The organism is Sphingomonas sp. NFR15, assembly GCF_900103265.1.
Taxonomy (GTDB): Bacteria; Pseudomonadota; Alphaproteobacteria; order Sphingomonadales; family Sphingomonadaceae; genus Sphingomonas; species Sphingomonas pollutisoli.
Window position 1 is genome coordinate 275448 of sequence record NZ_FMWX01000004.1, and the last position, 16519, is coordinate 291966.

General features: G+C 67.4%; 25 protein-coding genes. 11 read left to right on the forward strand and 14 right to left on the reverse strand.

Annotated features, from left to right (window positions below; genetic code table 11):
• Window positions 1–24: 24 nt before the first annotated feature.
• The 8 genes from BLS81_RS12035 to ffh form a co-directional block, all read right to left on the reverse strand.
• Entirely contained in the window at window positions 25–1371 is a 1347-nt protein-coding gene (locus BLS81_RS12035) for a DUF418 domain-containing protein (RefSeq protein WP_256326211.1), read from the reverse strand.
• Between the two features lie 213 nt (window positions 1372–1584).
• Entirely contained in the window at window positions 1585–1977 is a 393-nt protein-coding gene (rplS, locus tag BLS81_RS12040) for a 50S ribosomal protein L19 (protein WP_093224153.1), read from the reverse strand.
• A gap of 1 nt (window position 1978) precedes the next feature.
• The gene (gene trmD, locus BLS81_RS12045) at window positions 1979–2710 is read right to left on the reverse strand and encodes a tRNA (guanosine(37)-N1)-methyltransferase TrmD (protein ID WP_093224154.1); all 732 of its coding nucleotides are present in this window, start codon (window positions 2708–2710) and stop codon (window positions 1979–1981) included.
• Entirely contained in the window at window positions 2707–3084 is a 378-nt protein-coding gene (locus tag BLS81_RS12050; protein WP_338061598.1) for a type II toxin-antitoxin system VapC family toxin, read from the reverse strand. Before BLS81_RS12050 ends, trmD begins: the two co-directional genes overlap by 4 nt.
• Entirely contained in the window at window positions 3084–3347 is a 264-nt protein-coding gene (locus tag BLS81_RS12055) for an AbrB/MazE/SpoVT family DNA-binding domain-containing protein (protein WP_093224157.1), read from the reverse strand. The genes BLS81_RS12050 and BLS81_RS12055 overlap by 1 nt, the downstream gene beginning before the upstream one ends.
• Window positions 3348–3379: 32 nt before the next feature.
• The gene (rimM, locus tag BLS81_RS12060; RefSeq protein WP_093224159.1) at window positions 3380–3856 is read right to left on the reverse strand and encodes a ribosome maturation factor RimM; all 477 of its coding nucleotides are present in this window, start codon (window positions 3854–3856) and stop codon (window positions 3380–3382) included.
• Window positions 3856–4272 (reverse strand): 30S ribosomal protein S16, encoded by a 417-nt coding sequence (gene rpsP / locus BLS81_RS12065; protein ID WP_093224160.1) that lies wholly within the window; start codon window positions 4270–4272, stop codon window positions 3856–3858. The genes rimM and rpsP overlap by 1 nt, the downstream gene beginning before the upstream one ends.
• Before the next feature lie 114 nt (window positions 4273–4386).
• Window positions 4387–5901, reverse strand: a complete 1515-nt coding sequence (ffh, locus tag BLS81_RS12070; RefSeq protein WP_093224162.1) for a signal recognition particle protein — start codon at window positions 5899–5901, stop codon at window positions 4387–4389.
• A gap of 285 nt (window positions 5902–6186) precedes the next feature.
• On the opposite strand from ffh, the gene mtaB reads away from it, so the two are divergent.
• From mtaB to BLS81_RS12085, 3 genes are read left to right on the forward strand one after another with little or no spacing between them, the layout of a single operon-like run.
• Window positions 6187–7581, forward strand: a complete 1395-nt coding sequence (gene mtaB / locus BLS81_RS12075; protein ID WP_176787147.1) for a tRNA (N(6)-L-threonylcarbamoyladenosine(37)-C(2))-methylthiotransferase MtaB — start codon at window positions 6187–6189, stop codon at window positions 7579–7581.
• Entirely contained in the window at window positions 7578–8519 is a 942-nt protein-coding gene (gene ftsY, locus BLS81_RS12080) for a signal recognition particle-docking protein FtsY (RefSeq protein ID WP_093224165.1), read from the forward strand. Before mtaB ends, ftsY begins: the two co-directional genes overlap by 4 nt.
• Window positions 8512–9150, forward strand: a complete 639-nt coding sequence (locus BLS81_RS12085; RefSeq protein ID WP_371128278.1) for an inner membrane-spanning protein YciB — start codon at window positions 8512–8514, stop codon at window positions 9148–9150. The genes ftsY and BLS81_RS12085 overlap by 8 nt, the downstream gene beginning before the upstream one ends.
• 160 nt (window positions 9151–9310) lie before the next feature.
• On the opposite strand, the gene BLS81_RS12090 is transcribed toward BLS81_RS12085, so the two are convergent.
• The 3 genes from BLS81_RS12090 to pspF all read right to left on the reverse strand — a co-directional run bounded on the left by BLS81_RS12090 (window position 9311) and on the right by pspF (window position 11633).
• Complete coding sequence (locus tag BLS81_RS12090; protein ID WP_093224166.1) at window positions 9311–9601, reverse strand: GIY-YIG nuclease family protein; 291 nt, start codon at window positions 9599–9601, stop codon at window positions 9311–9313.
• Window positions 9602–9740: 139 nt separating this feature from the next.
• Window positions 9741–10361, reverse strand: coding sequence for a superoxide dismutase (locus tag BLS81_RS12095; protein WP_093224168.1), 621 nt, complete (start codon window positions 10359–10361; stop codon window positions 9741–9743).
• 252 nt (window positions 10362–10613) lie between these two features.
• The gene (gene pspF / locus BLS81_RS12100) at window positions 10614–11633 is read right to left on the reverse strand and encodes a phage shock protein operon transcriptional activator (protein ID WP_093224169.1); all 1020 of its coding nucleotides are present in this window, start codon (window positions 11631–11633) and stop codon (window positions 10614–10616) included.
• A gap of 169 nt (window positions 11634–11802) precedes the next feature.
• On the opposite strand from pspF, the gene pspA reads away from it, so the two are divergent.
• The 8 genes from pspA to BLS81_RS12135 all read left to right on the forward strand — a co-directional run bounded on the left by pspA (window position 11803) and on the right by BLS81_RS12135 (window position 14829).
• On the forward strand, window positions 11803–12471 hold the full coding sequence (gene pspA / locus BLS81_RS12105) for a phage shock protein PspA (RefSeq protein ID WP_093224171.1): 669 nt from the start codon (window positions 11803–11805) through the stop codon (window positions 12469–12471).
• A gap of 1 nt (window position 12472) precedes the next feature.
• Entirely contained in the window at window positions 12473–12742 is a 270-nt protein-coding gene (gene pspB / locus BLS81_RS12110) for an envelope stress response membrane protein PspB (RefSeq protein WP_093224172.1), read from the forward strand.
• Between the two features lie 3 nt (window positions 12743–12745).
• Window positions 12746–13126: an envelope stress response membrane protein PspC gene (gene pspC / locus BLS81_RS12115; protein ID WP_093224174.1), complete on the forward strand. Its 381-nt coding sequence runs from the start codon at window positions 12746–12748 to the stop codon at window positions 13124–13126.
• A 44-nt stretch (window positions 13127–13170) separates the two neighbouring features.
• Window positions 13171–13464, forward strand: coding sequence for a hypothetical protein (locus BLS81_RS12120; protein WP_093224175.1), 294 nt, complete (start codon window positions 13171–13173; stop codon window positions 13462–13464).
• Between the two features lie 85 nt (window positions 13465–13549).
• Entirely contained in the window at window positions 13550–13672 is a 123-nt protein-coding gene (locus BLS81_RS21110) for a hypothetical protein (RefSeq protein WP_256326212.1), read from the forward strand.
• A gap of 30 nt (window positions 13673–13702) precedes the next feature.
• A complete protein-coding gene (locus BLS81_RS12125; protein WP_093224177.1) occupies window positions 13703–13972 on the forward strand; it encodes a hypothetical protein in 270 nt (89 codons plus the stop codon).
• Between the two features lie 26 nt (window positions 13973–13998).
• Window positions 13999–14241 (forward strand): hypothetical protein, encoded by a 243-nt coding sequence (locus BLS81_RS12130; RefSeq protein ID WP_093224178.1) that lies wholly within the window; start codon window positions 13999–14001, stop codon window positions 14239–14241.
• A 180-nt stretch (window positions 14242–14421) separates the two neighbouring features.
• Window positions 14422–14829, forward strand: a complete 408-nt coding sequence (locus tag BLS81_RS12135; RefSeq protein ID WP_093224180.1) for a SufE family protein — start codon at window positions 14422–14424, stop codon at window positions 14827–14829.
• Between the two features lie 251 nt (window positions 14830–15080).
• Here BLS81_RS12135 and BLS81_RS12140 read toward each other — a convergent pair whose 3' ends face one another.
• From BLS81_RS12140 to BLS81_RS12150, 3 genes are read right to left on the reverse strand one after another with little or no spacing between them, the layout of a single operon-like run.
• Window positions 15081–15494, reverse strand: coding sequence for a hypothetical protein (locus BLS81_RS12140; protein ID WP_093224181.1), 414 nt, complete (start codon window positions 15492–15494; stop codon window positions 15081–15083).
• 10 nt (window positions 15495–15504) lie between these two features.
• Window positions 15505–15858, reverse strand: a complete 354-nt coding sequence (locus tag BLS81_RS12145) for a hypothetical protein (protein ID WP_093224183.1) — start codon at window positions 15856–15858, stop codon at window positions 15505–15507.
• Window positions 15859–15868: 10 nt separating this feature from the next.
• Entirely contained in the window at window positions 15869–16411 is a 543-nt protein-coding gene (locus BLS81_RS12150; protein WP_093224184.1) for a J domain-containing protein, read from the reverse strand.
• Between the last annotated feature and the right edge of the window lie 108 nt (window positions 16412–16519).

The following is a 16519-nucleotide window of genomic DNA, read 5'->3' on the forward strand; positions in this document are numbered from 1 at the left end:
CACGGACGGCAGGCGGGTGCGGCCTTATCGCGGCGCGCGCCCGGCACGTAAAGGGGCGGGTTTGCGCCAGGGCAGCCGCCGCCCCTCGATCAGCGAGCGCCACGCCCATTCGACCGGCGCGATATCGAAGTGGCGAACATATCGGTTCGCCGCCCAGAGCAGCGCCGCGTCGATCGCGAACGCCGTCACCATCAGCGGCCCCCAGGTGAGCTTTCCATACAGCGCGAGCGCGAACGGCGGGAACAGCAGCCACAGGCAAATCAGCGTCTGCGCGATATACAGCGTCAGCGCCGTCCGCCCCGCCGCGACGAACGGCCGCAGCAGCCGCGCGCCGCGCGCGCTCGTCGCCAGCAGGTTGATGAGCGCGATATGCCCGAGCGTGACCGCGAGCCGCGCCAGTTCGGAGGTTGCCCAGTCGAGCTTGGGCGCGTCATCGAAGCGCATCGCCTGCCACACCGTCACGCAGCGCAGCGTGACGCCGATCGCATAGCCGATCACCGCCATCCCGACATAAAAGCGCCGCGAGCGCCCGCCCTGGAGCAGCCCGAGCTTGAACAGCCCCGCGCCGACCAGCATCGTCGAGGCGGCTTCCCACACGAACAGCGCTTCCAGCCCATAGCCCTCGATCACGCCGATCGTATTCCACTGCGCCCGCGCCCAGGTGAGCGCGGTGCCGCTGCGTGCCACGTCCTCCGCGGCGACGCGCGCGGCGAGCTCGCGATCGCGCTTGGCCTTGGTGGCCTCGTGCGTCTTCTGCGCGGCGATCGCCGCCCGGTCCGCCGCGTCGAGCGGAAGCCGCTCACGCTGCTTCACCGCCACCTGCGCGAGCGTGGCCTGCCGCTGCGCGATCCGCTGATAGTCGCTCGCGCCGCTGACGAGCGTGAACGCGGCGAGGTTGAGGCCGATCACGACCAGCCACCTGCCCGGCAGCCGCGCGAACAGGAACGCGATCAGCGCGGCGATGCCGTACGTGTGGAGGATGTCGCCCGGCCACAGCAGGATGAAGATGTGGACGAGCCCGAAGCCGAGCAGGATCAGGTTGCGCACATAATAGCGCCCCAGCACCTGAAGATGCCCCGCCGCTTCGGCCGCGCGGCCGGTGAGGATCACCATGCCGGCCCCGAACAGCATCTCCAGCATGCAGCGCGCGGTGCCGTTGGCGAACACCTCGCGCAGCCACCACGCCACCTGATCGCTCGCGCTCCAGCCGAGATGCCGCACGTCGTCGAACGACGCGAACAGCGACTGTCCCATGTCGTTGATGTTCATGAACAGGATGCCGAGGATCGCCACGCCGCGCAGGATGTCGAGCACGGCGATGCGCGGCGCACCATCCGGCTCGGTCGCCGTGGTCATCGGTACGTCGTTCACCCTGGCGTTCTCCTCGGCAAGGTTCCAACCAGCCCGTGCCTTGCGAAGGCAACACACCCCTACCGTTCGTCCCGAGCGAAGTCGAGGGACAGGCCGCGCGCATCCGAAATTGTGTCTCGGTTCCGCTCGACGCGAAGGGTTTCGAAGACACGCAGCAAAAAGGGCGCGGGAGCCGTCTCCCCCGCGCCCTTTCCAAACGCTGGTCGTCGCGGCTTATTCGGCGGCGACGGTGCCCTTGGCCGGACGGTTGTCGCGGCGCTCGGCGATACGCGCCGACTTGCCGGTGCGGCCACGCAGGTAATACAGCTTGGCACGACGCACCGCGCCCTTGCGGACGACTTCGATGCTGTCGATGTTGGGCGAATACAGCGGGAAGACGCGCTCGACGCCCTCGCCGAAGCTGATCTTGCGCACGGTGAAGTTGGAACCCATGCCCTTGTTCGAGCGCGCGATGCACACGCCCTCATAGTTCTGCACGCGGGTGCGGTCGCCTTCGACGACCTTCACGCCGACCTTCAGCGTGTCGCCGGGGCGGAAATCGGGGATGGTCTTGTTCGCCAGGAACTTGGCGATGTTCTCGGCTTCGATCGTCTGGATGAGATTCATCTCATGCGTCCTTCGTCTGTCGCCGCGCGCCAGAGGGAGGCTTGACCCGAGCGCCCTCGTGGCGCTCCCAAAGGTCCGGCCTCCTTAGCCGTGTCTCGGTCTCGGCCATGTGCTTTCGCCATGCCGCGATCCTCGCATGATCCCCCGATCGCAGCACTTCGGGGATCGTGCGCCCTTCCCAGTCAACAGGTCGGGTATAGTGCGGATATTCGAGAAGGCCGCTTTCGAAGCTCTCGTCATCCCCGCTGGAAGGCGCGCCCATTACGCCGGGAAGCAGCCGAATGCAAGCGTCGAGAAGGACGAGCGCCCCCATCTCGCCGCCCGAGAGGATATAGTCGCCGATCGACACCTCCTCGATGCCGCGCCCTTCGAAGATCCGCTCGTCGAACCCCTCGAACCGCCCGCACAGGATCGTGACGCCAGGGCCACTCGCGAGCGCGCGCACGCGGGCCTGCGTTAGCGGCGCCCCGCGCGGCGTCATCGCAACCAGCGGCGCGCCGGTGGCGACGCTGTCGATCGCGGCGGCGAGCACATCGGCGCGCAGCACCATACCCGCCCCGCCCCCGGCTGGCGTATCATCGACGGTGCGATGCTTGTCGGTCGCGAAATCGCGGATGTTGCGCGCATCGAGGCTCCACCGCCCCTCCGCGAGCGCTCGCCCGGCCAGCGACAGGCCGAGCGGGCCGGGGAACATATCCGGGTAGAGCGTGAGGATGGTGGCGGCGAAGGTCATGCCGCGCGCGTCCAGTCCTCGACGCGCAAGCCCGGAATGTCGGCGAAGTCAGACAGGTTCCGCGTGATGACGGTCGCGCCAAGGCTGAGGGCATGTCCAGCCAACAGGCGATCGAAGCGACCACGCCGGAAAGGCATCTTAGCGTAAGCTCGCGCCGCGGCCTCGTCGAACGGCATGAGTGGTATCTGCTCGATCAGCCGTTCAAGCATATCGATCGATGGCGCCAGACCATTTTCGCTGCCTAGCGCTAGCTCGGCGAAGACGATCGCCGACATTCGTATGTCGCCGATCGCCGTCGCTTCGACCCGCCGGGTCAGCGCTGGATAGTTGCCACCGACGAGATAGATGATCGTATTCGTATCGACGAGATACATCAGCTATCGCGACCAAGCAGGTGCCAATCGCGCGGCGAATCGTCGAAATCCTCACGCGGCAGCGGCTTGAGCCACGGCATCGACCCGGCAATTCCGGTCAGGTCGATCTTTCGCTTGGGCGCATCGACCGGCTCGAAGCTGAACCGGCCATGTTCCTCGCGGACGCGCATTTCGGCGCCTTCCTCAAGGCCAAGCGCCTTGGGCAGCCGCAGGGCCAGCGAATTGCCCGACTTGAACACCTTGGCTTTATATTCCTCGCTCATGGCCGTCACTCCGTATATACGAATAGTATATACTAAACCACGAATGCCCCGTCAACGACCACCCGCTCGCCGTCCCATTCGGGCACCGCGTCGGTGGTCATCGGCACCATGAAGCGCTGGCCGCTCTCGCGTTCGATCTCGATCACGTCGCCCGCCCCGAAATCCTCGATCAGCACGACACGCCCAAGCGGCTCACCCTCGGTCGATACCGCGGTGAGCCCGATCAGGTCGGAATGATAATATTCGCCGGGTTCGAGCGGTGGCAGCGCCGAACGCGGCACCGTCAGTTCGGTACCGCGCAGCGCTTCGGCGGCGTTGCGATCGGTCACTTCGGCGAAGCGCGCGATCGTGCCGTTGCTGCCGGGGCGCGCCGACTTCAACGTCAGCGCGCCGCCATTCAGCACCGTGTAGCGCGCCAGATCCTCGGTGAAGACCTTGAGCCGCACCTCCCCCGTCACGCCATGCGCGCCGATGATGACGGCAAGCGTAACGGGGCGATCCGCCGACATTATGCTTCGGCCGAAGCCTCTTCAGCGGCAGCCTCTTCGGCGGGCGCAGCCGCGGCGGCCTTGGCGGCCTCCTCGGCTTCGGCGAGCTTGGTGGCGCGTTCCTCGGCGCGCTCGGTCGCCTTCTCGCCGGGCTTGCCCTTGTTCGGGTTGTTGCGCGCAGCGCGCTCCTTCACGCCGGCCGCATCAAGGAAGCGGGCGACACGGTCGGTCGGCTGCGCGCCGTTGCCGAGCCAGTGCTTCGCGCGCTCGGCGTCGAGGATGATGCGCTTCTCGTCATCCTTGGCGAGCAGCGGATTGTACGTGCCGATCTTCTCGATGAACCGGCCGTCGCGCGGCGAGCGCGCGTCCGCCACGACGATGCGGTAATAGGGACGCTTCTTGGAACCGCCACGCGACAGACGAATGCTGAGTGCCATCTTGAACTACTTCCTTCTTGATTTCCGTCGCCCCGGCGGAGGCCGGGGCCGCTATGGTGGTGGGCGCTACGTGTCTCCACGCAGCGGCCCCGGCCTCCGCCGGGGCGACGAACCCTACTTCTTCTTGTTCATCAAATTCTCGAACCCCGGCGGCAGCTTGGCCTGCCCGCCGCCAAGCCCGGGCAGACCGCCCGAATTGCCGCCGATCAGGCTGCCAATGTCGGGCATGCCGGCCCCGCCGAGGCCACCCATGCCGCCACCGCCCATGCCCCCCTTGCCGAACATCGCCGCCATGCCCTTCAACCCGCCCATCTTGCGGATCTTCTTCATGGCGCCGGCCATTTCCTGGTGCATCTTGAGCAGCTTGTTGACGTCCTGCACGGTCGTGCCGCTGCCCTTGGCGATGCGGATCTTGCGCTTGGCGTTGAGCAGCTCGGGCTTGGCGCGCTCCTTGGGAGTCATCGAGCCGATCATCGCGTCCATGTGGATCAGCACCTTTTCGCCGCCGACCTGCTGGACCGCGTTCTGCGCCTTCTTGAGCCCCGGCAGCATCCCTGCGAGCGCGCCGAGCCCACCCATCTTGCGCATCTGCTGGAGCTGCGCGCGCAGATCGTTGAGATCGAACTGACCCTTGGCGAGCCGCGCCGCGATCTTCTCGGCATCTTCCTGCTGGATCGTCTCGGCGGCGCGTTCGACCAGGCTGACCACGTCGCCCATGCCGAGGATACGCCCCGCGACCCGGCTCGGATGGAAGGCTTCGAGCGCATCCATCTTCTCGCCGGTACCGGCGAACTTGATCGGTTTGCCGGTGACCGCGCGCATCGACAGCGCCGCGCCACCGCGCGCATCGCCGTCCATGCGGGTCAGCACCACGCCGGTCAGCGGCACCTGGGCCGAGAAGCTGGTCGCGACGTTGACCGCGTCCTGCCCGGTCAGCGCATCGACGACGAGCAGGATTTCCGCCGGCTTCGCGACGTCGGCGACCGCGCGCATCTCGTCCATCAGCGCCTGGTCGACGTGGAGGCGGCCCGCCGTGTCGAGCATCAGCACGTCATAGCCCTGCAGCTTCGCCGCCTGGAGCGCGCGTCGCGCGATATCGACCGGCTGCTGGCCGGGCACGATCGGCAGCGTCGCCACCTCGGTCTGCGTGCCCAGCGTCGCAAGCTGTTCCTGCGCATTCGGGCGATTGACGTCGAGCGACGCCATCAACACCTTCTTGCGCTCGCGCCCGCCCTGCCCGCCGGACAGCCGCCGCGCGATCTTGGCGGTGGTCGTCGTCTTGCCAGAGCCTTGCAGGCCGACCATCATGATGACGGCGGGCGGCGCCACGCCGAGATCGAGTTCGGCGGCGCTACCATCGCCATCGCCACCCAACATCGCGACCAGCGCGTCGTTGACGATCTTGACGACCTGCTGACCCGGCGTGACCGAGCGCAACACCTGCTGGCCGATCGCCTGCTCGGTCGCCTTGTCGACGAATTCGCGCGCCACCGGCAGCGCGACGTCGGCTTCGAGCAGCGCGACGCGCACCTCGCGCATCGCCGCGCGCACGTCCGCCTCGGTCAGCGACCCGCGGCCGCGCAACCGATCGAACACACCGCCAAGACGGTCGCTGAGGCTCTCGAACATCGTCAAACCTTCCACTTCGAACGCCGCCGCCCTATGGGAAAACGCAAAAGACGCCGGCGGACGAAACCTCGTCGGCCGGCGTAGCCCCGCAGGGCGAGCCTTTCACGAATCCCTTTGGGGACGCGATCAAGGGCGGCAATAGCGGTTTTGCACCGCCATCGCAAGCGCCGCGCTCATGCCCTGCGCGGCGCAGGGTGCTGCGGTCGAACGCCGGCCAGCGCAGAATGGACAATGGTCGCGCCCGTCCCTAGATCACCGCGCATGATCGACCGCGCCGGCCCTGTCGTGGCTGACCCCCACATCGTCAGCCTGGGCTGCCGGCTCAACATCGCCGAGAGCGAGACGATCCGTGCGCTGCTCGCCGGACGCGACACCGTCGTCGTCAACAGTTGCGCGGTCACCAACAGCGCGGTGACCGAGACCCGCGCCGCGATCCGCCGCGCGCGGCGCGACCGCCCGACAGCGGAGATCGTCGTCACCGGCTGCGCCGCGCAGATTGATCCGGCGGGCTTCGCGGCGATGCCCGAGGTCGATCGCGTGATCGGCAATGCCGAGAAGCTACACGCCTCGGCGTGGCAAGCGACCGCGCCCGTGCTGGTCGGCGACATCATGCGGGTGCGTGATACCGCCCCGCATCTGGCGAGCGCCTTCGCCGCGCACGCCCGCGCCTTTGTCGAGGTGCAGAACGGCTGCGACCACCGCTGCACCTTCTGCGCGATTCCCTTCGGACGCGGCAACAGCCGCTCGGTGCCGGCGGGCGGCGTGATCGACCGGATCGCGGCGCTGGTCGATGCGGGCTATCGCGAGGTGGTGCTGACCGGGGTCGATCTCACCAGCTACGGCCCCGATCTGCCCGGCGCGCCGAGCCTCGGCCTGCTCGTCGAGCGCATCCTCGCGTATGTGCCCCGGCTCGAACGGCTGCGGCTGTCCTCGCTCGATTCGGTCGAGATCGACGACCGACTGTTCGATCTGATCGCCGGGCACCCGCGCGTCATGCCGCACGTCCACCTGTCGTTCCAGGCCGGCGACGACATGATCCTCAAGCGGATGAAGCGCCGCCACAGCCGCGCGCAGGCGGTGGCGCTGGTCGAGCGCCTCAAGGCGGCACGCCCGGACATCGCGATCGGCGCAGACCTGATCGCCGGCTTCCCGACCGAGGATTCCGCGATGTTCGCGAACACGCTGGCGCTGATCGACGATTGCGACATCGTCCACGCGCACATCTTCCCCTATTCGCCCCGAGAGGGCACGCCGGCGGCGCGGATGCCGCAAGTACCGGTGGCGGTGCGCAAGGCGCGTGCCGGCGCACTGCGCGCGGCGGCGGCGCGGCGCAAGGCGGCATGGCTCCAGCGCCTCGTCGGCACCGAACAGGACGTGCTGATCGAGCGCCCCGGTGATCGCGGCCATGCCGGCAACTTCGCCGAAGTTCGCTTCCCCGCCCCGCCCCCCGTTCGTGCTGAGCCTGTCGAAGCCTGTCCTGAGCGGCAGGCTTTGCCAGCCAGCCGAAGGGCACGTGCGCCCGGAACACGCCCTTCGACAAGCTCAGGGCGAACGGTTGGTGTAGGCGACGTCCTTCGCCTCATCATCACCGCCACGGACGGCCTCACCCTCCAAGCCACCCCAATACTCTCCCCGGCGGCGAACCAACCCGCCCCATCGCTTCAAAAGGCCCTCGCATGAGCACCACACCCGGCTGGCACGAGCGCCTGCTCGGCGGCTTCAAGCGCACCTCCGATCGGCTGATCGGCAATCTCGTCGGGCTCGGCACCGCCCCGCTCGACACCGAGACGCTCGACGAGATCGAGGAAGCGCTGATCGCTTCCGATCTCGGCCCGGAGACCGCGCATCGCATTCGCGACCGGCTCGCCTCGGGCATGTTCGAGCGCGACATGGAGGATCTCGGCATCCGCCTCACCGTCGCCGAAGAGGTCGAGAAGGTGCTGGAGAAGGTCGCCAAGCCGCTCGAGATCGAGGCGTTCCCGCGTCCGCAGGTGATCCTCGTCATCGGCGTCAACGGATCGGGCAAGACCACCACGATCGCCAAACTCGCGCACTGGCTGAAAGAGCAGGATTATGCGGTGATGCTCGCCGCCGGCGACACCTTCCGCGCCGCCGCGATCGGCCAGCTCGCAACCTGGGCCGAGCGCGCGGGCGTGCCGATCATCAGCGGCAAGGAAGGCGGCGATGCCGCCGGCATCGTCTATGAGGCTGTCAAGCAGGCGACCGCGATCGGCACCGACGTGCTGATCGTCGACACCGCCGGCCGGCTCCAGAACAAGCGCGAGCTGATGGACGAGCTCGCCAAGATCCGCCGCGTGCTCGGCCGGCTCAACCCGGCCGCGCCGCACGACGTGGTGCTGGTGCTCGATGCCACCACCGGCCAGAACGCTCTATCGCAGATCGAAGTGTTCAAGGAGATGGCGGGCGTCACCGGCCTCGTCATGACCAAGCTCGACGGCTCCGCGCGCGGCGGCATCCTCGTCGCGGCGGCGGAGAAATACGGGCTGCCGATCCACGCGATCGGCGTCGGCGAGGGCATGGGCGATCTCCGCCCGTTCGACGCCAACGAAGTCTCGCGGATCATCGCCGGTGTCGATGGAGTGAAGCGCCGTGGATAAGAAGCCGGTCAACGCGCCGATGCTGCGCATGGCGGTCGATTACGTCCCGCTCGTGGTGTTCTTCGTGGTCAATTATCTGGCTCCCGGCCCGGTCGTGGCCAAGGCGATCGCCGCGACGATCGCGTTCATGATCGCCGAAGTGGCGGCGCTACTGTTCTCGCGGCTGCGGCTCGGCTCGATCTCGCCGATGCTGTGGATCACCGGCGTCCTCGTGCTCGTGTTCGGCGCGCTGACCATCTATTTCCACGACCAGCAATTCATCCAGATGAAGCCGACCTTCGTCTATGCGCTGTTCGGCGGCCTGCTGCTGTTCGGCTGGCTGACCGGACGCCCGCTGCTCCAGCAACTGCTCGAAACCGCCTATCCGGGGCTGGATGCCGAGGGCTGGCGCAAGCTGACCCGCAACTGGGCGGTCTTCTTCATCCTGATGGCAATGGGCAACGAAGCCGTGTGGCGCGGCACCGCGATACTGTGGGGCAAGGACGCGGGGTGGAACGCCTGGCTGTGGTACAAGATGCCCGGCTGCGTCATCATCACGCTCGTGTTCGCGATGGCCAACGTGCCGATGTTGATGAAACACGGCCTGACGCTCGGTGAGGAAAAGCCGCCGCTGGTCCCGCCGGAGGGGTGATCGTTTGGTCGATCACCCGGCCTCAAAACGTCACCCCAGCGCAAGCTGGGGTCTCGCGCGATCGGGCGAGCGTGCCGAACCTCGCGGGAAGATGCCAGCTTACGCTGGCATGACGGCGAGTGGCCTTCGTCACCCCAGCGCAAGCTGGGGTCTCCCGCGATCAGGCGAGCGTGTCGAACAGATCGCGCCACTCCGGGTTGCCCAGTTCGACCAGCTCGACCTTCCAGCCCCGCCGCCACGCCTTGAGCGCTTTCTCGCGCGCGATCGCCTCCTCGATCGTGTCGAACCGCTCGGCGTGAACCAACGTCTTGATACCGTAGCGCCGGCAATAGGCCGATCCGACATCGCGCCGATGCTGATCGACTCGTGCCGCGAGATGCGCGGTCACACCGATGTAGAGCATGCCGCGCGGCTTGCTCGCCATTAGATACGTCCAGCCCCCGCGTGACATGGGGCGAGCGTATTGGACCTCGCGGGGAGATGCCAGCTTGCGCTGGCATGACGGGGGGGAAAAACCCGCGCTCGAAGCAAAGAAAAAAGAGCCGGCGACCCAACGGTCCCCGGCCCTTTCTCAACCGTCAGCGATCGGATCAGCCCTGCTGATCCGCCCGGCTCACGCCCTCGCCGTCGAGGTTCTGCGCGGCGAAGTCCCAGTTCAGGATCTTGCCCGTCACCGCTTCGAGATAGCCGGGGCGCGCGTTGCGGTAATCGATGTAATAAGCGTGCTCCCACACGTCGATCGTCAGCAGCGGCTTGTAGTCATAGACGACGGGCGTGTCGGCGTCGTGGAGCGAGGTCACCTTGAGCTTGCCGTCCTCGAGCACCAGCCAGCCCCAGCCGCTCGCGAAATGGTTGGTCGATTCGGCGACCAGCGCCTTCACCAGCGCCTCGGTCGAGCCGAAGCCTTCCTCGATCAGCTCGGCGAGCTTGCCGGTCGGCGCGGCATAGTTCGGGGTCAGCGAGTTCCAGAAAAAGGTGTGGTTCCAGATCTGCGCGGAATTGTTGAACAGGCCCTTGTCGCCGGTTTCCTTGGCGTGGCGGATGACCTCGACGAGCGACTTGCCCTCAAGGCCCTTTTCGGTGACGAAGCCGTTGGTCTTGTCGACATAGGCCTTGTGATGCTTGCCGTGATGGAAATCGAACGTCTCGGCGGACATCGTCGGCGCGAGCGCATCCTTGGGGAAAGGCAGCGGGGGAAGTTCGAAAGCCATAGGATATCCTCCTTCAGGGACGTTCAGGATCACGGCGCAAACGCCTGTGCGCCGGAAATGGGTCCGCCGCGATTATTACGCAACCGATTCGGAATTGAGAATGAATCGCAGGTAGTTGGCGCGCGATGGCGTGCGATAATTCCCGGCTACTCGTCACCCCAGCGCACGCTGGGGTCTCCCTGTGATGACGCGGGCGCCCTCCCTAGAAAGACCCCAGCTTGCGCTGGGGTGACGAATCGGGGCGGGAACGCGCTACGCCCCCGCCGAGATCAACCCATGCCGCTTCAGCGCATGCCGCAACTGATCGTAGCTCAGCCCGAGCGCGTCCGCGGTCGCGCGCTGGTTGAAGCGATGCTCGGCCATCGCCTTCTTGAGCAGGTCGCGCTCGAACCGCGCGATCCGGCTCTTGAAGTCGCCCGGTGCGTCTTCTTCGGCTGGCGCCGACGGCTGGGCGGGCGCCGCCTCCACCGTCATCGCCCCGCCCGCCAGGGTGCGCGGCCGATATTGCGACTGGAACGGATCGAACTCGATCGCGTCGATCGGCGTATCGCGCTCCCACCGGTACACCGCGCGCTCGACGACGTTGCGCAGCTCGCGCACGTTGCCCGGCCAGTCATAGGCGACCAGCGCGGCCATCGCCTCGCGCGTGAAGCCGGGCCAGTCGAGCCGCCCCATCTCGGACGCCATCCGCCGCCCGTAATGCTCGGCGAGCACCGGCACGTCGCCGGTCCGCGCGCGCAAGGGAGGCAGCGTCACCACCTCGAACGACAGCCGGTCGAGCAGATCGGCGCGGAACTGGTGCCGCGCGACCTTGTCGGGCAGATGCTCGTTGGTCGCCGCGACGATCCGCACATCGACCCGCAGCGGCCGCGACGATCCGATCCGCGTCACCTCGCCATATTCGACCGCGCGCAGCAGCCGGTCCTGCGCCGCCATCGACAGCGTGCCGAGTTCATCAAGGAACAGCGTCCCGCCATGCGCCTCCTCGAACCGCCCGGCGCGCGCCTTGGTCGCGCCGGTGAACGCGCCCGCCTCATGCCCGAACAGCTCCGCCTCGATCAGCGTCTCGGGCAGCGCCGCGCAGTTCATCACCACCATCGGCTGGTCCCAGCGCGGGCTCAGCCGATGGAGCCGCTCCGCCACCAGCTCCTTGCCGGTGCCGCGCTCGCCGATCACCAGCACGGGCCGGTCGAGCGCGGCCGCGCGGCTCGCGCGCTCCAAGGCGTCGAGAAACGGGCCGGACTGGCCGATCACCTGCGTCGTTCGCTCCATTGCCAAGTCTTGGCGTAAAGTCCCAAGGCTTGGCAAGTCCGCGCTGCGGCAAAGCTGTCGATCCGTTCAGAAAAGCCCGCAAATCCGCCGTTTTCGGAATTGGCACGAACCCTGCAAAGCCTATCCCGTACCCAACCAGTACCGCGTTCCCCCAAGGAGTTTTTCGCACATGGGCATTTTTTCCCGGACCCGTGACATCGTCGCCGCCAACTTCACCGACTTGCTCGACAAGGCGGAAGACCCGGCGAAGATGATCCGGATGATCATCCTCGAGATGGAAGAGACTTTGGTCGAGGTCCGCGCCTCCGCCGCGCGCACCATCGCCGACCAGAAGGAGATGCGCCGCCACATCGACAAGCTCGGCAAGCTCCAGGAGAGCTGGACCGAGAAGGCCGAGCTGGCGCTGTCGAAGGGCCGTGAGGATCTCGCCAAGGCCGCGCTTGTCGAAAAGCAGAAGGCCGCCGACATGGCCGATCGCCTCAAGGACGAGATCGCCGTGCTCGACGAGGCGCTGCGCGCGTCCGAAGAGGACATCAACAAGCTGCAAACCAAGCTGCGCGAGGCGCGCACCCGCCAGAACTCGATCGTCACCCGGCTGGAAAGCGCGCAGAACCGCTACAAGCTGCGCGAGCTCTACAACGGCCCGCGCATGCAGGAGGCGTTCTCGCGCTTCGATGTGATGGAGGGCCGCATCGACATGGCCGAGGGTCGCGCCGATGCCGCCGGTCTGGGCGCGCAGCCCAAGTCGCTCGAAGAGGAGATCGCCGAGCTCAAGTCCGCCGACAAGGTCGATGCCGAGCTCGCCGCGCTCAAGGCGCGCCTGAACAAGGACGGTTGAGATGGAAGACGTTTTCCTGCCGATCGTCATCTGCGGCATGCTCTTCGTCGGCATGCCCTGGGTGATCCTGCACTATGTCACCAAGTGGAAGCAGGCGCCCAAGATCACCGACGAGGACGAGAAACTGCTCGATGAGCTCCACCTGCTCGCGCGCCGGCTCGAAGACCGACTGCAGACGGTGGAGCGGATCGTCGCCGCCGACCATCCCGACTGGCGCCCCGGCGTGACCGCCGATCCGCGCCCTTCCTATGACCTTTCCAAGAGGAACTGAACCATGAGCGCGAGCCGCACCAAATTCTACCTCGACAAGCAGAACCGCAAATGGCTGGGCGTGTGCTCAGGGATCGCCGATTACACCGGCATCGATGCCACCTGGGTCCGCGTCGGCGCGGTGGTCCTCACCATCGCCGGCGGCTTCCCCTGGACGCTCCTCGCCTATTGGCTGGTCGCCTGGATGGCCGATGCCAAGCCCTACGGCCTGTACGACAGCAAGGAGGACCAGAAGTTCTGGCAGGGCGTCCGCTCCAACCCCACCCGCTCGACCGCCGAGGTCCGCTCGAAGTTCCGCGACATCGACCGCCGCCTCGCCGACATCGAGACGATGTACACCAGCCGCAACACCCGCCTCGCCGACGAGATCGACAGCCTGCGCTGAGCGCGCACCCGATCCGGCACCACCACCGCAACAGGATTATCACGATGTCGACCACCTGGGGATTGCTCGTTCCACTCGCCGCGATCACGGTTTTCCCGCTCAGCCGGGTCATCACCACCTGGGTGCGCGCCCGGCACGGCTATCCGCTCGATGACGCGCGCGACGGCAAGGATCGCCTCCCGATCGCCCGCGAAACCGAATTGCTGAGCGCCGAGAACGAACGGCTCATCGGCAAGATCGGCCGGCTCGAGGAGCGGATCGCGGTGCTCGAACGCATCGCCACCGATCCCGCCGAGCGCACCGCGCGCGAGATCGAGGCGCTTCGCACCACCGGCTGATCCGCCCGCCCCGTTTCCACCGCCATCTTCGCATCATCCACCCGTGCGCGGCGCCCCCGCCCGCGCCGACAGGAAAGGCACGTCCATGCTTCTCGCTTTTCTCGCCACGCTCGCCGCCGTCACCGCCCTCGGGGTCTTCGCCACCGAACGGGTCGATCGCCCGCGCCGCCGCCGCGAACGGCTCGCCGCGCAAGGCGAAGCGCAGTAATATCGCCAGTCCGCAAGGGGAGTTTTCGACATGAACCCGTTTGAAATGGTCGTCGCGATCATCGTCGTCATCACGGTCGGCCGCGTCCTGATGGCCCGCTACGGCGTCGTTCACGGCAAGCCCGGCGAGCAGGTCGCCTTCCGCGACGACAATGCCACCCGCGCCGAGAATGCCCGGCTGCAGGAGGAATTGCGCAGCATGAAGGAGCGGCTCGCCGTCCTCGAACGCCTCGCCACCGACAATGACACGAGCAGCGCCCGCCTCGATCGCGAGATCGAACGCCTGCGCGACCCCAAATGACCCTCATGACCGCAGGAGCAGGGATCATGACCGACCCGAGTTTCTACATCACGATGGCCGGCACGGCGCTCGCCGGGCTGACGATCCTCGCCTACGCGACGCTGACCGGATGGCGCGGCTGGCTCGCGCTCAAGCAGCAGGAACTGCAGCACCAGCCCGGCGACCGCAGCGCCCCGGCGATGCCCAGTGCCAGCGCCCGCATCGAGATCGCCGACCTGAAGGAGCGCATCCGCAAGCTCGAAGCGATTGCGGCCGGGGTGGATCTGTAAGCTGCGCCTGTAAACGCCAGCCCCTACCCCGTTCGCCCTGAGCAAAGTCGAAGGGCGTGTCCAAACGTAGCTCGTCACTCGGAGCATTGCGCCAGGAACACGTGCTTCGACAAGCTCAGCACGAACGGGGAGGAGCAAACCCGGTAGACGCCCCGCCCCCCCGCCGTTACCGCCGCCGCCATGACCACACTCGCCGACCTGCAAGACGAATATGATTTCCTCGACGCCGACGATCGCTATCGGCTGCTGATCGATCTCGGCAAGGCGCTGGAGCCGATGCCCGATCCGCTCAAGACCGAGGCTACGCTGGTGCGCGGCTGTTCCGCGTCGGTCTGGGTCTATCCGATGCGGCGCGACGACGGCACGCTCCACTTCCTCGCCGATTCGAACGCGGCGATCACCAAGGGCATCATCGCGCTCGTGCTGCTGACCGTTCAGGATCAGCCCGCCGCGACGATCGCCACCACCGACATCACCGCCGCACTCGCCCCGTTCGATCTCAAGAACCAGCTCAGCTCGAACCGGACGCAGGGCATCCCCAACATGATCGCGCTGATCCGCGACACCGCGCTCCGCTACGCCAGCTAACCCGATCGCGCCGCGTGCGCGCGTGTCGGGCGGGAGATACCGTTCGCACTGAGCGAAGTCGAAGTGCGTGCCACAAGCGCCACACTCCACCCACATGCGTCGCCCCGGCGCAGGCCGGGGCCGTTACGTGTCGGCCGCCCGGCTCGCCACATCACACTGCGGCCCCGGCCTACGCCGGGGGCGACGTACCCCACGCCCCAAATCACTGGAAAGCCGCGCCCGCCCTCCTCAGCGCGCGCGCCCTACAACGCTCAATTCTTCACCTTCGGCGGCCGCGGATACGGCACGAAATCGTTCAGCCCGACCGACGCGCCCGCCATCCGCGTGCCGCGGTCGATCAGCCGCACGATGTCGATCCGGCACGTCTGCCCGCCCCGCGGCTCGCTGACGAGGATGTCGTCGTCGTCCAGGAAGTTCGCGCCGCTCGGCCGGTTGACGTAGATCGTGCCGTCGCTGGTCGTATAGACGATCGCGGTCCGGTCGATGATCTCGCTCGATCGGATCTGCGTCAACGACAGGCAATCCACCGGCTTGCCGGCGACCCGCCCCTCCAGCATCTTGGCGAGCTTCGCCTCGCCGGTAAGCCGCTCCTTCGCCTGCGCGGGCACGGCGGAACCGATCACCGCCAGCGCGGCGATCGCGGTGAGACAGTGGGAAACGCGCATCGAATTTCTCCTATGCTTCCAGCGTAGCCGAGTCGTGCTGAACCTGCGCTGACACGTCGGGCTCCGCCGCGTCCAGCCCCAGCCCCGCGATCACCGCGTCGAGCGGCGCGCCCGCGCGCACGATCTGCCAGTGCCGGCTGTCGGCGCTGTCGACCACGGTCACCGCGCCGCGCGGGCAGACCTTGAGGCATTGCACCTCGACGATCCCGATCGGCGCCTTGCGACCGGCCTTCACGCCCAACCGCTTGCGCAGCGCCTTGGCGAGCGGCTTCTTGCCGCCCGCGCCGAACCCGCCGCCGAGCTTCTTCGAACATTTCGCGCACACCAGCAACGTGCGCGACCAGTCCGAACGGACGATCTTCACGACGCCATCCTCACTGCGCCGGCTTCCACTGCCGCTGTTCCTCGGCGACGCGCAGCACGTCATAGGCGGCCTGGATCGCCTGGAAGCGCGCGGCGGCGTCCGTGTCGCCGGGGCGGATATCGGGATGGTTCTGCTTGGCGAGCCGCCGCCATGCCAGCCGCACCGCCTCGAAATCGGCATCCACCTCGAGGTCCAGCACCTCGAGCGCGCGCAGCTCGTCGCGCGAGCGGCTGCCGTCGCCCGATCCGGCCCATTGCTGGTGGCGCGAGGTGGTGTAGCCGTCGGCGGTGCGCGTCTCCGCCGCCTCGCGCTCGGCCGCCTCCTCGGCGCTCAGCCCCTCGAAGTAGTTCCAGCCGCGATTATACTCGCCGGCATGTTCCTGGCAGAAATACCAGCGCTCGGGGCTGTTGGGCGATTTCGGCGCCGGGCAATTGCCCGGCTCGGTGCAGCCATGCCGGTCGCACAGCCGCACCTTGGCGGCCTCGCGGCTCGATTCGCCATACGCCCGCCAGCGTGGAAATCCCCAATCATCTCGTCTCGTCGCGCGCGCCATAGCGGACCATCTAGGCACGCGGGTGCGGCATTGCCATGACGGATTGGTGACAGGCGTGATTTTGCGGGGGACGGGGGCGCCCGATCGCACCTGCCGGATCGCGGGGGA

Excerpts from the sequence above, each read along its gene's own strand:
- rplS (WP_093224153.1), bottom strand. The coding sequence starts at position 1,977 with ATGAATCTCATCCAGACGATCGAAGCCGAGAACATCGCCAAGTTCCTG.
- trmD (WP_093224154.1), bottom strand. The coding sequence starts at position 2,710 with ATGACCTTCGCCGCCACCATCCTCACGCTCTACCCGGATATGTTCCCC.
- BLS81_RS12050 (WP_338061598.1), bottom strand. The coding sequence starts at position 3,084 with ATGTATCTCGTCGATACGAATACGATCATCTATCTCGTCGGTGGCAAC.
- BLS81_RS12055 (WP_093224157.1), bottom strand. The coding sequence starts at position 3,347 with ATGAGCGAGGAATATAAAGCCAAGGTGTTCAAGTCGGGCAATTCGCTG.
- rimM (WP_093224159.1), bottom strand. The coding sequence starts at position 3,856 with ATGTCGGCGGATCGCCCCGTTACGCTTGCCGTCATCATCGGCGCGCAT.
- rpsP (WP_093224160.1), bottom strand. The coding sequence starts at position 4,272 with ATGGCACTCAGCATTCGTCTGTCGCGTGGCGGTTCCAAGAAGCGTCCC.
- ffh (WP_093224162.1), bottom strand. The coding sequence starts at position 5,901 with ATGTTCGAGAGCCTCAGCGACCGTCTTGGCGGTGTGTTCGATCGGTTG.
- ftsY (WP_093224165.1), top strand. The coding sequence starts at position 7,578 with ATGAGCACCACACCCGGCTGGCACGAGCGCCTGCTCGGCGGCTTCAAG.
- BLS81_RS12090 (WP_093224166.1), bottom strand. The coding sequence starts at position 9,601 with ATGTCACGCGGGGGCTGGACGTATCTAATGGCGAGCAAGCCGCGCGGC.
- BLS81_RS12095 (WP_093224168.1), bottom strand. The coding sequence starts at position 10,361 with ATGGCTTTCGAACTTCCCCCGCTGCCTTTCCCCAAGGATGCGCTCGCG.
- pspF (WP_093224169.1), bottom strand. The coding sequence starts at position 11,633 with ATGGAGCGAACGACGCAGGTGATCGGCCAGTCCGGCCCGTTTCTCGAC.
- pspA (WP_093224171.1), top strand. The coding sequence starts at position 11,803 with ATGGGCATTTTTTCCCGGACCCGTGACATCGTCGCCGCCAACTTCACC.
- pspB (WP_093224172.1), top strand. The coding sequence starts at position 12,473 with ATGGAAGACGTTTTCCTGCCGATCGTCATCTGCGGCATGCTCTTCGTC.
- pspC (WP_093224174.1), top strand. The coding sequence starts at position 12,746 with ATGAGCGCGAGCCGCACCAAATTCTACCTCGACAAGCAGAACCGCAAA.
- BLS81_RS12120 (WP_093224175.1), top strand. The coding sequence starts at position 13,171 with ATGTCGACCACCTGGGGATTGCTCGTTCCACTCGCCGCGATCACGGTT.
- BLS81_RS21110 (WP_256326212.1), top strand. The coding sequence starts at position 13,550 with ATGCTTCTCGCTTTTCTCGCCACGCTCGCCGCCGTCACCGCCCTCGGG.
- BLS81_RS12125 (WP_093224177.1), top strand. The coding sequence starts at position 13,703 with ATGAACCCGTTTGAAATGGTCGTCGCGATCATCGTCGTCATCACGGTC.
- BLS81_RS12130 (WP_093224178.1), top strand. The coding sequence starts at position 13,999 with ATGACCGACCCGAGTTTCTACATCACGATGGCCGGCACGGCGCTCGCC.
- BLS81_RS12135 (WP_093224180.1), top strand. The coding sequence starts at position 14,422 with ATGACCACACTCGCCGACCTGCAAGACGAATATGATTTCCTCGACGCC.
- BLS81_RS12140 (WP_093224181.1), bottom strand. The coding sequence starts at position 15,494 with ATGCGCGTTTCCCACTGTCTCACCGCGATCGCCGCGCTGGCGGTGATC.
- BLS81_RS12150 (WP_093224184.1), bottom strand. The coding sequence starts at position 16,411 with ATGGCGCGCGCGACGAGACGAGATGATTGGGGATTTCCACGCTGGCGG.